This is a genomic window from Maribacter orientalis (assembly GCF_900109345.1).
GTDB lineage: Bacteria > Bacteroidota > Bacteroidia > Flavobacteriales > Flavobacteriaceae > Maribacter > Maribacter orientalis.
Window position 1 is genome coordinate 195,172 of record NZ_FNZN01000004.1, and the last position, 13,186, is coordinate 208,357.

The following is a 13,186-nucleotide window of genomic DNA, read 5'->3' on the forward strand; positions in this document are numbered from 1 at the left end:
GAATAAGAATTTCAATCACGAATTTTCTGTTCCCAGATCCATGCATAGTTCATGGCCTCATCTAAAGTATATTCAGCTTTCCACCCTAAAACAGTATTCGCTTTAGTTGTATCAGCATATGCCGAAGTGATATCACCTGGCCTTCTATCAACAATTTTATAATTTAACTTTCTGCCTGAAACTTTTTCAAAGCTATGAATAGCTTCCAATACAGAACTTCCTGTACCGGTACCTACATTGAAAACTTCATAGTTTTTTTCATTCTTTTCTTGAAACAAACGCTCTAAAGCAACAACATGTGCTTTAGCCAAGTCGACGACATATATATAGTCTCTAATACAAGTACCATCTGGTGTTGGGTAATCATTACCAAATACAGATAATTCTTTTCTTAAGCCGATTCCCGTTTGGGTAATAAATGGTACTAGGTTTTGTGGAACTCCTTTTGGTAATTCACCAATCTCTCCGCTTGGGTGGGCTCCCATCGGATTAAAATAACGCAATGCAATAGCATTTAAACTAGGTGTAACTTTACAGGTATCCGCAATAATTTCCTCGCCCATTTGCTTTGTATTACCGTAAGGAGATTCGGCAACCTTAACCGGAGCGTCTTCGGTAATAGGCATTTTATCTGCTTGGCCATAAACCGTACATGAAGAGCTGAAAATAAAACTTGACTTGGTTTTTTTACAAAGTTCTTTTAAGATGTAAATTAATGTACCAATATTGTTCTCATAATAAAGTAATGGTTTTTCAACGCTCTCCCCTACCGCTTTTGAAGCAGCAAAATGGATAACGCCTGCAACATCTTGATGTCTTTGAAAAAAATCTTCTACGCTATGCTTTTCCTTCAAATCCAACTTTTCAAAAAGAGGTTTTTTACCGGTAATGGCTTCTATACCTATAAGTACTTTTTCATCAGAATTTGAGCAATCATCTATGATGATGACCTCAAAACCTTTATTTTGAAGTTCTACAACTGTATGTGATCCAATAAACCCTAACCCACCTGTTACTAATACTTTCATCTAAATGATATTTCAACTTTAACCAAATATAGAACACTTACATATTTAACCATTCACAAACTCGATAACCATCTTTGTAATATGGTTAATCTGTTCCTCATCTAATTCTGTATGCATCGGTAATGAGATTACTTCTTTCACTAATTGATTGGTAACCGGAAAATCTTCTTCCTTATATCGCTTATCTACATAAGCTTTTTGCTTATGTAAGGGAATCGGGTAATATACCCCACAAGGAATTTCGTTCTCGTTTAAATATTTCACCAACGCATCTCTTTTTCCGTTGGTAATTTTTAAGGTGTATTGATGAAAAACATGACAATCGCACACATCACAAATACCATCACAATTATTTACGGTAACCGGCGTAACGATATGTTCTTGATTTTTAAACGCTTTTGAATATGCCCGTGCTGAATTTCTTCTAGCTTCACAATACCCATCCAATTTCGGAAGTTTTGTTCTCAAAACAGCAGCTTGTATAGAATCTAATCTAGAATTAACCCCCACCACGTCATGATGATATCTTTCATACATACCATGATTTACAATACCTCTTATGATATGTGCCAATTCATCATCATTGGTAAAAATAGCACCTCCATCACCATAACATCCTAAGTTTTTAGAAGGAAAAAAGGAAGTTGCGCCTACCTGACCCATGCTACCCGCCATAGATTTTTTACCGTTTTTAGATAAGTATTTAGCGCCAATAGCTTGTGCATTATCCTCTATCACATATAAATTATGCTTTTCAGCTAAGGCAAGAATGGCATCCATATTAGCACATTGTCCAAAAAGATGAACAGGAACAATTGCCTTTGTATTAGGTGTAATTGCCTTTTCTATGGCCTCAATATTAATATTAAAGGTGTCAGGGTATACATCTACCAAAACCGGTGTTAATTGCAATAGCGCGATAACCTCCACGGTTGCGGCAAAAGTAAAATCTGCAGTAATAACCTCATCCCCTGGCTTCAAACCCAATCCCATCATTGCAATTTGCAATGCGTCTGTACCGTTTGCACACGGAATTACATGTTTTACACCTAGATACGTTTCTAACTCCTTTTGAAATGCATGAACTTCAGGACCATTTATAAAGGCCGATGTTTCTAGTATTTGAGTTATAGCGGAGTTGACTTGAACTTTAATTTCTTGGTATTGACCACTTAGGTCTACCATTTGTATCTTTTTCATCTGTTGAAATTACATGAAGCGATACAAAAATACGAAACAGACGACACTAAATTTATGGAAAGAAACGTAATTTAGCCCAAAAGCATAGGTTTGTACTTTCTTTATAATCTTCTTGTCTTAACCGCTTCTGCTATTCTTCGAGCATTAGCCTTGGTAAACACCAAACTATCTCTTTTTGTAAATGGCAGAAAAGAGACATTTTCAATATTAAAAAAAACTATCTCAAAAAAGGATAAAGTTATTTGGATTCACGCTGCATCGTTAGGGGAATACGAACAAGGACTCCCCATTATGGAAGAATTGAGAAAGACTCGTCCTAATCATAAATTAGTACTCTCCTTTTTTTCTCCATCAGGTTATGAAGTAAAAAAGAACAGTAAAACCGCAGATGTAATATGCTATTTACCATTAGATACTAGAAAAAATGTGTCACAGTTTTTAAAAGCAGTTCATCCAGAATTGGTGATCTTTATTAAATATGAAATTTGGCCGAACTACCTATCATCATTAAAAAAAGAGAATATACCTACCTTTTTAATCTCTGCTTTATTCAAAGAAAGTCAGATTTACTTTAAATGGTATGGCGCATTCATGCGAAAAGCGTTATCCAAGTTTACGCACTTCTTTGTTCAAAATGAAAAGTCATATGACTTACTCAATTCTATCGGATTTAATAATGCGACTATTGCAGGTGATACTCGTTTTGATAGGGTAAACGAAATTCTAGAAAAAGACAATTCTTTAGATTTTATGAGTAGTTTTAAGCAAGACAAATTCTGTTTTGTAGCTGGTAGCACATGGCCAGAAGATGAAAATATCATTATAGATTATATTAACCAAAACACTCATCCAATTCAATTCGTTATTGCTCCACATACTATGAAAGCAAAACATATAGAATCTATTAAACAAGCTGTACATAAACCTGTTTTATGCTATTCTGAACTTAGTGATAAAGACCCTACAAATTATCAAGTCATTATCATAGACACTATTGGCATATTGACCAAAATATATAGTTATGCAGATGTAGCTTATGTAGGTGGTGGTTTTGCTACCGGTTTACACAACACATTAGAGCCTGCCGTATATGGCATACCAGTTATTATAGGTCCAAAATACGATGGCTTTGCAGAAGCTGAAGAATTGGTACAACTAAAAGGGGTTTTATCTATACACAGCCCATCTGAGTTTAGAAAAAACATGAATTTGTGTTTTGAAAGAGTAGATTATAAGGAAAAAACAGGTCAAATAAACTATTCTTATATAACCTCAAGAAAAGGAGCGACCAGCAAAATAATGAATGTAATTAATTTAAAAATTCAATCTTAGAATTTATTTTTTGCTTTAACCTCGATCCATATAAATTACCACATAGATAATTGGTTCTAAATAGGTAAATCTTACTTTACAAAGGTGATTTGATACTTTAGTCGATTTTACACCTCTATTTCACAGCACGTTAACCCCAATATCCTTATATTGAGTACAGAACAATAGAACTATGATTATGGAACAACAACTTTCTTCAGGAGTTAAAATGCTCAATGGTTTTTTAAAATTAATGATTGGTTGCTTAATACTGATACTTATTTCAGTACCCCTAGCTGCTATAGCAGATTGGATTGGTTTAATTGAATAATTTAAATTCACAACATCAAAAATCTTTAATTTATAGAGTGCATTTTAAACAAGTATCGATAAATTACCATTTTAATAGATAAAATACATTACAAGAATTACCAAACATCAACAAAGTAAGACTATACAACAGGTTTGTGAGGTTTTACAACATTGTCTATTTAAATGTTGCAAACATCAACTAGCTTTAGTAGTATAACTTTAAAGTAGGTAATGTTATGAATAATTTATCATTTAAAACGGGGGTAGATTCTTATCTATCCGTGTTAATTATTGCAATGAATGCTTTTTTAGCAGTCGTTGCAGTTGGAACTCTTTTAGCCCTAATAGGGATAGTTTAATCTTTTAACCATAGCCCATATTGTTAAAAAAAACTTTAAAAAAAGCCCCTTGTAAAAAGGGGCTTTTTATTTGGACAAAAATTTATATCCTTAAATAATCATAATCATCCTATTAAAGACTAAATCATTTTATTTAACCTGTTTTAATTTTTTCTTTGTCTTTCTTTTCCAGATATCAACCATATCTAAAGAGAACGGTATCGTTTGCCATATCGTTGGGTAAAATTTTATATTCTTCATGATTTTAATTCTTTGCATTAATATTATACAAAGGTTTAAAATCTTAGGAAACAATAACACAAGCATATTATCTACTATCTATGTTAGATTAACCTAATAAATACTGATTTACAATTATGTACAAACATATTCCTGATTTAAGTAAAATCTCTAAACAGTTTTGATGCAAATGATTTAATCTGAATTCATTGTAGGAAAAGGACTTTAATGGCAAACTACTATTTACTAAATAAAAGGACTAATTTAGGATTCCATTAATCCAATATTCTAAGACATTTAATTAATGAAAATCACTTTACTTTTTTGTTTAACACTATTTGCGAGTCAAATCATCTGTCATGCCCAAACAACCACAAAAAATAGGGTAATTATATTATCAGACATTGAAGCTGATCCAGACGACACTCAATCGTTTGTACGTTTATTTCTATATGCCAATGAAATTGACATCAAAGGCATGATTGCCACTACTTCTTGTTGGTTGCAAGCTAAAATCAATCCTGAGTCTATAGACAAAATAGTTAGCGCTTATGGTGAAATTCACTCCAACCTTTTAATACATGACAAAAACTATCCTAATGCCAATTCCCTTTCAAAATTGATTAAGTCAGGTCTACCAAAATACGGTATGTTGGGTGTTGGAGAAGGAATGGATTCAGAAGGTACAGATTGGATAATAAAAATACTTGAAGAAGATGATGACCGACCATTGTGGATTTCGGTTTGGGGAGGAGTAAATACACTTGCGCAATCATTACATAAAATCAAAAACACAAAAAGTGAAAAAGAAGCTAAAAGGCTAATTTCTAAACTTAGAGTTTACACCATCTCTGATCAAGATGATAGCGGCATCTGGATTAGGAATAATTTTCCAGATTTGTTTTATATTGTTAGCCCTGGAGATGAATATAGCCAAGCAACTTGGACAGGAATCAACTCATATATCAAAGGCATCGATAACACCACAATAAGTAATGATTGGATTGCAAAACATATTCAACAAAATCATGGTCCGCTAGGCGCTATCTATCCTGATGTAGCTTGGGGCGTAGAGGGAGATACGCCCGCTTTCTTATCATTAATACCCAATGGACTTAATGATGCTGAACATCCTGAATTGGGTGGCTGGGGAGGTCGATACGAATTATATAAGCCTGATTTTTCGAAAACCAAAAAAGGCGGTTCAATTGTAACTATCGCACCTGAAACTAGAGCAATTTGGACCAATACCAATGACAGCTATAGCCCTTACATACCAAATGAATATGGAAGATCTATCAAACCGGATACAATCACTTTCAATGGGTACAAAGAAACATTATGGCGCTGGAGAGATGATTTTCAAAATGATTTTGCCGCCCGTATGGATTGGTCTGTTATGAATTTTGAAGAAGCAAATCATCCACCGGTACCTGTATTGACTCACCCCGAAACTTTTACCGTAAAATCGGGTGAAGGCTTTTTTCTTGATGCTTTGAACTCCACAGACCCTGATGGTGATAACCTTAGCTTTTTATGGTTTCAATACCCAGAAATTGGCTCCTATAAAAAGAAGATAAATATGGGTGCAGACAATGTGCATATTGTCAACCTCACCGCACCAGAAGTATCTAAAAAAGAAACAATTCATTTCATCCTCAAGGTTTCTGATAAGGGTACGCCAGTACTCTCAAGATATAAGCGTGTAATTGTAACCGTGTTACCTAAGTAGAAATAAGATGCAAAAAAAAGTATGTTCTAATTAATTTCTACGGCCAGTAAAAATTAAAATCATATTGTGATCCATTATTCAATCGCCTTTTCCTGTTTAACAATAAAATACTTTTATTAGTTATCCAATATTAGTTATCCAAATTCGAACACTTGGTATCATCCATATCAAAAGTTTAGTTGTCTGTAGAATTTTTATTCAATAATAATTAAGTATGCTGCATCTTTACAGTTATCTATTTATCAATAAAAATTTACAATCGAATTTACCTTCCACTACTTATTAAATTCTTCTTATATTTTTCATTTTCATTTGTAACCAACCAACAGCTTAAGAAAAAATAACCATAATTACTGGTAAAATAGTAGAAGACAACAATAGTGGCCCGATTAATTTACAACGGTATTGGTTGGAAATCCTGTAGACCAAAAACCAATCGTTGGCACAACTACAATCGAAGACGGTAGTTTTGTTCTAGAAACCAATCCACCCGATTTTTATATCGAAGTTAGTTTTACAGGGTTCACCACAAAGAGATTTGACAATCCGAATAAAGTTAATGGAAAAATCAACCTAGGTATGGTAACGATAGCCGAAGATTCAGAACAATTAGATGAACTTCTTGTAGAAGGTGAAATTTCAGAATACAACCACAGCTTATTTCACTTACACAACATTTCCTTTTGTTAGAATTCAAATAGTAATATTTTACAGTTTGATAATGGAACAAATGGAAAATGAAATTATTCATCCTCTCAATTATAACGGTCATTTTAGGTTTAGCGAATTTAAATGCACAACAAATTGGAGACTATAAATCTGTCGGCTCAGGAAATTGGACAAGTGTTGGTATTTGGAATACCTATAATGGAACAGCATGGATTCCGGCAACCTATTATCCTGGCCAAATTATTGGCACAAATGACGTACACATTATTGGAGGCAACTCCGTCTCAATTTCATCAACCATTGCAAATACCATCAACACGGTAACCATAGGGGATGGTACAGGAGCCATGGATAATTTTTTTGTAAGTGGAACTTCAACCCTGAATACACAAGTTATCACAATTGCAAATGGAGGCATAGCAGAATGGATTTCCAACGTAAGTTTATCTCTTCCAGCAGGAGCCAATTTCAAGATTGATACTGGGGGTGAACTTGTTACAGACAAACCTTGTAATGCTGCAAAAAGATTGATTATAGGCACCACTATCTATTCTACATGTAACGGTGCTGCTGGGGCGCAATTTAGTTTTACAGATTTAAACGAAGAGGGCGGAACGTTGTCGGTTACACCTACTTCGAATAGCGCGATATGCGAGGGAGACTTATTGAATTTATATTCGAATCCATCGGGCACAGGTTCTTCAAACGCATCGTATTTATGGACAGGGCCAAACGGATATACCTCAACTATCCAAAATCCAGTAATTTCTGGTCTTATTGCAGGTAATTATGATTATACCGTGACAATTAGAGATTCGGCTGGAAATACAAATACCAAAACATTGAGTATTATAGTTTTGCCTACACCAATAGTAACAAGTACAACACCCGGCTTCAGAAATGGACCTGGAACCGTTGTTTTAGAAGCATCTGTATCTTCAGGAACATTAAATTGGTATTTAAACCCTACTGGAGGTTCTTCTTTAGGAACCGGAACATCTTTTACTACACCTGCCATTTCCACATCTACTAGCTTTTATGTAGAAGCATCAGAGAACGGTTGTATTTCTGACAGAGTAGTTGTTTTGGCAACAGTCAATAATAATTTTACCGTCATTACCAATCGTAATATTACCTACCGAATAAAAATGAATTAATAAATGATTCGCTAGTTTTAATCTTCAAAGAAGATTATATAAAAAGTTGAAAATTGAATAATTCGAAAAGATATCTTTCAATAATTTTTTTTTGCAACGAACAGTAATTCAAAAGTTACCAAAAGAATTCAATTAAGTTCATCAAAGAAAGCTATCGAAAAAAGCCACATTAGTCTAACCTTTTGTTTCTCAGAGTTAAAAACGAATTTACCCCATAAAAAAAGCCTCCAGATTTCTCAAGAGGCTTTCGTTGTACAGGCGGAGAGACTCGAACTCTCACACCTTGCGGCACTAGATCCTAAGTCTAGCGTGTCTACCAATTCCACCACGCCTGCATCAATATCCGATTATTATCGGGCTGCAAATATAAGCCAAAAATTCAATTCTCTAAATTTTACCATTTAAAAATTACGCTTTTCGTACTTTTATCAAAAGTCATATAATATAGTACATGAAAAACGTAAAGAATTATTTATCGGAAAATAAGGATCGATTTTTAAATGAGCTTATAGAACTACTTAAGATTCCATCGGTTAGTGCAGATCCTGCCTATTCGCAAGATGTAATAGATACAGCCGAAACAGTAAAGAGAAGGTTAGAAGAAGCAGGTTGCGATGTTGTAGAAATTCATGAAACTGCAGGATATCCAATTGTATACGGTGAAAAAATTATAAATCCTGATTTACCGACTGTACTAGTTTATGGCCATTATGATGTGCAACCCGCAGATCCAATTGACTTATGGCATTCACCACCGTTTGAACCGGTTATTAAAAAGAACGATGCACACCCAGAAGGTGCTATTTATGCTAGAGGAGCCTGTGATGACAAAGGCCAAATGTACATGCATGTTAAAGCATTAGAACTGATGGTAAAGACCGATCAACTGCCTTGCAACGTCAAATTCATGATTGAAGGTGAAGAAGAAGTCGGCAGTAATAATTTGGGTATTTATGTAGCTGCGAATAAAGCGAAGTTGGCCAATGATGTTATTTTAATTTCAGATACGGGAATGATTGCTAACGATGTGCCTTCTATCACAACCGGACTTCGTGGATTAAGCTATGTGGAGGTAGAAGTAACGGGACCAAACAGAGACTTACATTCAGGACTATATGGTGGAGCGGTTGCCAACCCAATCAATATACTAACAAAAATGATTGCCAGTCTTCATGATGAAAATAATCATGTAACCATACCTGGTTTTTACGATAAAGTTGAAGAATTATCAAAAGAAGAAAGAGCAGAAATGGCAAAAGCGCCATTTAGTTTAGAAAGCTATCAGAAAGCTCTTGATATTGAATCTGTTTACGGTGAAAAGGGATATTCTACAAATGAACGCAACTCCATCAGACCTACCTTAGATGTAAACGGTATTTGGGGGGGTTATATTGGTGAAGGTGCAAAAACGGTTATAGCAAGCAAGGCCTTTGCAAAAATTTCTATGCGTTTGGTTCCTAATCAAGATTGGAAAGAAATCACAGAACTATTCAAAACCCATTTTGAGTCGATTGCCCCAAAAGGGGTTACGGTTAAAGTCAAACCACACCATGGTGGGCAAGGGTATGTTACTCCGATTGATACTATTGCTTATCAGGCAGCGTCAAAAGCGTATGAAACTACCTTTGGGAAAAAACCTATTCCACAACGTAGTGGCGGTAGTATTCCAATTGTTTCTTTGTTTGAAAAAGAATTGGGCAGCAAGACTATTCTAATGGGCTTTGGCTTAGATAGTGATGCAATCCACTCCCCTAATGAGCATTTCGGGGTTTGGAACTATTTTAAAGGCATTGAAACAATTCCATACTTCTATGAGTATTTTACCGAAATGAACAAATAAAATAAATGGCTTTGCCAAGAGCTTTTTAGCGACGAAGCGATCTATTAGTTTGGTATACCAAACTAATAGATCGCTTCGTTTTACCCGCAAAGACTTTTTAAATTTTCTTAACGTACTTCGTAATAATTACAGTAAGCGTAGGGCCTACCTTTCCCTCAATATATTCAGCATTTTCACGGTCTAATGAAATTCTACGAACCGCAGTACCTTGCTTAGCAACTTGACTAGAGCCCTTTATTTTAAGGTCTTTTATCAATACTACACTATCACCATTTTCTAGAATTACACCGTTCACATCTCTATGTATTATTTTATCGGCTTCGGCCACCCCTTCACCTGTAGCTTTTGCCCATTCTAAAACTTCTGGCTCCAAATACATCATATCCAAAAGGTCTTTAGGCCATCCTTCAGACTTTAAACGTGACAACATACGCCAGACAACGACCTTTACAGAATCATATTCACTCCACATACTATCATTAAGACAGCGCCAGTGGTTAGCATCCATTTGCTCAGCGTCTTCAATTTGTGTACGACAGGTTTGACACGCCAAAATACTCGAATCAACTCCACTTATAGAAACTGGCTCCACTTCAAAAACTTCTAAATTATTGGTACCCGTACAAAGTTCGCAAGTTGAACCGCTACGTGCTTCCAAATCAGATAATACACTCATTATTGGTTATTTTAAAAACAAACTTACATCTTTTTCATGTGGTGGTTGGGCCTTTCCCCAAAGAATTAGGGTCGGGCTATTCGTTACAAGTACGCTACGCAATACGCGAATGCGAGCTTTTGACCTCTATACTTAAGGCAAAAATAACTAATTTCACTCTACACTTGTAGAATTAAAATATTTATTCTATGTTTGTAGAACACATTCTAAACTTGTAGAAAATGCAGTTGTCAAAATCGGAAGAAGAATTAATGAATATTCTCTGGAAACAGAAAAAAGCTTTTATGAAAGATTTGCTAGAAGAGTATCCAGAACCTAAACCTGCTACCACAACGGTAGCAACACTTCTTAAACGTATGACCGATAAAGGCTTCATTGATTATAAAAATTTTGGAAGAAGTAGGAAATACTTCCCGCTTGTGAAAAAGAAAGATTATTTCTCAAAACATGTAAACGGACTCATTAAAAACTTTTTTAATGACAGCGCTAGTCAGTTCGCTTCGTTTTTTACCCAAGAAACCAATTTGAGCAAAACCGAATTGGAAGATTTAAAGAAATTGATAGACATTGAAATAAAAAAGAAATAATTATGCTGGTATATATTCTAAAATCAACGGCCTGCCTTGCTATTCTGTATGTCTTTTACAACGTATTTTTAGAAAAGGAAAGTATACATAGATTAAAACGATTCTATTTGCTTGGAGCTTTACTATTCTCATTAATAGTACCTGCCTTGGTATATACGGAGTATGTTGAATCTGAACCTATAAATCAAATATACTACCCAACAGAACAAGCTGTTCAACAACCAGAAGATATCATCAATGTACCAACAGCATTAGAAACAGGTGTTTTAGACATAGCGCCTTTACTCTGGAGCATCTATTTTATTGGTCTCTTCTTTTTTGGCATAAAATTCCTGAGAAACCTATTACACATATTTTTTAGAATCCGTAAAAACCCAAAACATAAATTAGCTAGAATAACACAAGTACTCTTACAAGAGAAAATCATACCTCATACCTTTATGAGCTATATTTTCCTAAATAAATCCAAATTTGAAAGCAATCAGATTCCTAAAGAAGTACTGCTACATGAAGAAACCCATGCCAAGCAAAAACACACTTGGGATGTTCTTTTTGTAGAACTCCTACAGGTCATATTTTGGGTAAACCCATTGATATATCTTTCTAAAAAAGCCATAAAATTAAATCACGAGTTTTTGGCAGATCAATCGGTCTTAGAAAACAATATCGACCAGACTTCTTATAAGAATACGTTACTATCGTACTTATCACCCGATAGTGAAAAGAAGTATCAGCCGCTGTCAAACGCCATCAATTATTCATCAATCAAAAAACGTTTTAAAATCATGAAAAAACAAACATCAAAAAAAGGGATTGTATTAAGAAGCACAGTACTTCTCCCCTTACTCGCAATTTTACTGTATGGTTTTAGTGAAACCAAAATTATCGTCAAAAAAGAAAAATCTAACAGTAGTATTCAAACAACGGATTTAGAGATAACTCCAGAAATTAAAATATATGATTCGCTCGCAAAAAAATACAATGCCATCCCAATTGAAAAAAGGAATATCCCTTTAAAGGATTTAAACATATTAGAAACCATCTACCGTAATATGAGTGCGGCTCAAAAAGATGAAGCGCAACCTTTTCCTGAATGTTTACCAAAGGAGAAACAAGAAGATGCAACGAAAAAACAAATTGTAGCCTACAACAAATTGGCTAAAAAGTATAATACCATGATGAACAAAGGTAGAAATATTCACATCGTAAAATCAGATGTAGACCAGTTAAACCGTATCTATGAATTAATGACAGAGTCACAAAAAGTAGACTCAGAACCTTTTCCTAAATTTCCTGAACCACCACAGCCTCCAAAAGCGCCTAGGGTTTTAAAAGGAGAGAAAAGTACTATTCCACCTCCTCCAATACCAAAAGAACCAAAAACAAATGTAGAATCATCCTTAAATTTTCCTGCTCCACCGCGTTCACCAAACGCTCCTAAAGCACTAAACACTTCTGATTTTGCAGATAACCAACTAAAAGAAATTTTAAAGAACCAAGATTCTTATGACCATAACAACCTTGACCTAAAAACGATTAACGGCATTCCAACAACCACAAATACGTTTTATTCCGGTAGCGATATAGAAAATATAGATTTTGAAACTCAGGAAAACATGAGAGTATATATTCATAACTCTGGTTCGTCTAAAAAAGCGATTTCCTCAAATCTTTTGGAAAGCTTACGTTCACTTGAAGAACAAGATGCACAATTCTATTATGATGGAAAGATAATAACAGCTGAACAAGGGTTTCAAATTATAAAGAAAGAAAAAGATATTAAAATAGAAACGCTACCTTTTTCAAATAAGCAACCAGAAGTTCGGATTTATAAGGAAAATAATGATTTACGAATTCCACCACCTCCTTCACCACCAACCCCTCCTTCTCCTTTAGACTTTGTTATTAACGCAGCTAAAAAAGGGGCCACTTTTATGTATGAAGGCAAAGCAGTTTCATCTGACAAAGCCATTGATTTATTAAGGAAAAACAAAGAGTTGAATATAGAATCGCGCATCAAAAATGGCAAGCAAATTGTTCGAATTACAAAAGAGCCTGTAACAATCGAATAGAAATAACGTCAAACATATGTTAAA

The 13,186-nt window shown here is 34.7% G+C and carries 11 protein-coding genes and 1 tRNA gene; 8 read left to right on the forward strand and 4 right to left on the reverse strand.

All coding sequences use genetic code 11. The features are described from left to right. Positions 1 to 11: 11 nt before the first annotated feature. Both galE and BMY56_RS10520 read right to left on the reverse strand, forming a co-directional pair. Positions 12 to 1,028 carry a UDP-glucose 4-epimerase GalE gene (gene galE / locus BMY56_RS10515; RefSeq protein WP_091623709.1) on the reverse strand — a complete coding sequence of 339 codons (1,017 nt, stop codon included), beginning with the start codon at positions 1,026 to 1,028 and terminating at the stop codon, positions 12 to 14. Positions 1,029 to 1,073: 45 nt separating this feature from the next. Further along, on the reverse strand, positions 1,074 to 2,228 hold the full coding sequence (locus BMY56_RS10520) for a DegT/DnrJ/EryC1/StrS family aminotransferase (RefSeq protein WP_091623712.1): 1,155 nt from the start codon (positions 2,226 to 2,228) through the stop codon (positions 1,074 to 1,076). A gap of 90 nt (positions 2,229 to 2,318) precedes the next feature. Between BMY56_RS10520 and BMY56_RS10525 the strand changes: the two genes are divergently transcribed. The 5 genes from BMY56_RS10525 (at position 2,319) to BMY56_RS10540 (ending at position 7,987) form a co-directional block, all read left to right on the forward strand. Beyond that, positions 2,319 to 3,560, forward strand: coding sequence for a 3-deoxy-D-manno-octulosonic acid transferase (locus tag BMY56_RS10525; protein ID WP_091623715.1), 1,242 nt, complete (start codon positions 2,319 to 2,321; stop codon positions 3,558 to 3,560). Between the two features lie 178 nt (positions 3,561 to 3,738). Beyond that, complete coding sequence (locus BMY56_RS18990) at positions 3,739 to 3,870, forward strand: hypothetical protein (RefSeq protein ID WP_262493784.1); 132 nt, start codon at positions 3,739 to 3,741, stop codon at positions 3,868 to 3,870. A gap of 863 nt (positions 3,871 to 4,733) precedes the next feature. After that, entirely contained in the window at positions 4,734 to 6,161 is a 1,428-nt protein-coding gene (locus BMY56_RS10530; RefSeq protein ID WP_091623718.1) for a DUF1593 domain-containing protein, read from the forward strand. A gap of 405 nt (positions 6,162 to 6,566) precedes the next feature. Continuing rightward, positions 6,567 to 6,851 carry a peptidase associated/transthyretin-like domain-containing protein gene (locus BMY56_RS10535; protein WP_091623720.1) on the forward strand — a complete coding sequence of 95 codons (285 nt, stop codon included), beginning with the start codon at positions 6,567 to 6,569 and terminating at the stop codon, positions 6,849 to 6,851. A gap of 47 nt (positions 6,852 to 6,898) precedes the next feature. Continuing rightward, on the forward strand, positions 6,899 to 7,987 hold the full coding sequence (locus tag BMY56_RS10540) for an Ig-like domain-containing protein (RefSeq protein WP_091623723.1): 1,089 nt from the start codon (positions 6,899 to 6,901) through the stop codon (positions 7,985 to 7,987). A gap of 253 nt (positions 7,988 to 8,240) precedes the next feature. Here BMY56_RS10540 and BMY56_RS10545 read toward each other — a convergent pair. Beyond that, a tRNA-Leu gene (locus BMY56_RS10545) sits at positions 8,241 to 8,322 on the reverse strand. A 116-nt stretch (positions 8,323 to 8,438) separates the two neighbouring features. On the opposite strand from BMY56_RS10545, the gene BMY56_RS10550 reads away from it, so the two are divergent. Beyond that, positions 8,439 to 9,827 carry a dipeptidase gene (locus BMY56_RS10550; protein WP_091623725.1) on the forward strand — a complete coding sequence of 463 codons (1,389 nt, stop codon included), beginning with the start codon at positions 8,439 to 8,441 and terminating at the stop codon, positions 9,825 to 9,827. A gap of 97 nt (positions 9,828 to 9,924) precedes the next feature. Here the strand turns inward: BMY56_RS10550 and BMY56_RS10555 are convergent, their stop codons facing one another. Beyond that, complete coding sequence (locus tag BMY56_RS10555) at positions 9,925 to 10,503, reverse strand: PhnA domain-containing protein (protein WP_091623729.1); 579 nt, start codon at positions 10,501 to 10,503, stop codon at positions 9,925 to 9,927. 221 nt (positions 10,504 to 10,724) lie between these two features. Between BMY56_RS10555 and BMY56_RS10560 the strand changes: the two genes are divergently transcribed. Then, the gene (locus BMY56_RS10560; protein WP_091623732.1) at positions 10,725 to 11,090 is read left to right on the forward strand and encodes a BlaI/MecI/CopY family transcriptional regulator; all 366 of its coding nucleotides are present in this window, start codon (positions 10,725 to 10,727) and stop codon (positions 11,088 to 11,090) included. Positions 11,091 to 11,092: 2 nt separating this feature from the next. Next, on the forward strand, positions 11,093 to 13,162 hold the full coding sequence (locus BMY56_RS10565; RefSeq protein WP_091623734.1) for a M56 family metallopeptidase: 2,070 nt from the start codon (positions 11,093 to 11,095) through the stop codon (positions 13,160 to 13,162). Positions 13,163 to 13,186 lie beyond the last annotated feature (24 nt).

Bases quoted from the DNA above. Each gene is read 5' to 3' on its own strand.
- BMY56_RS10540 (WP_091623723.1), top strand. From the start codon at position 6,899: ATGAAATTATTCATCCTCTCAATTATAACGGTCATTTTAGGTTTAGCG.
- BMY56_RS10550 (WP_091623725.1), top strand. From the start codon at position 8,439: ATGAAAAACGTAAAGAATTATTTATCGGAAAATAAGGATCGATTTTTA.
- BMY56_RS10565 (WP_091623734.1), top strand. From the start codon at position 11,093: ATGCTGGTATATATTCTAAAATCAACGGCCTGCCTTGCTATTCTGTAT.
- galE (WP_091623709.1), bottom strand. From the start codon at position 1,028: ATGAAAGTATTAGTAACAGGTGGGTTAGGGTTTATTGGATCACATACA.
- BMY56_RS18990 (WP_262493784.1), top strand. From the start codon at position 3,739: ATGGAACAACAACTTTCTTCAGGAGTTAAAATGCTCAATGGTTTTTTA.
- BMY56_RS10560 (WP_091623732.1), top strand. From the start codon at position 10,725: ATGCAGTTGTCAAAATCGGAAGAAGAATTAATGAATATTCTCTGGAAA.
- BMY56_RS10555 (WP_091623729.1), bottom strand. From the start codon at position 10,503: ATGAGTGTATTATCTGATTTGGAAGCACGTAGCGGTTCAACTTGCGAA.
- BMY56_RS10530 (WP_091623718.1), top strand. From the start codon at position 4,734: ATGAAAATCACTTTACTTTTTTGTTTAACACTATTTGCGAGTCAAATC.
- BMY56_RS10520 (WP_091623712.1), bottom strand. From the start codon at position 2,228: ATGAAAAAGATACAAATGGTAGACCTAAGTGGTCAATACCAAGAAATT.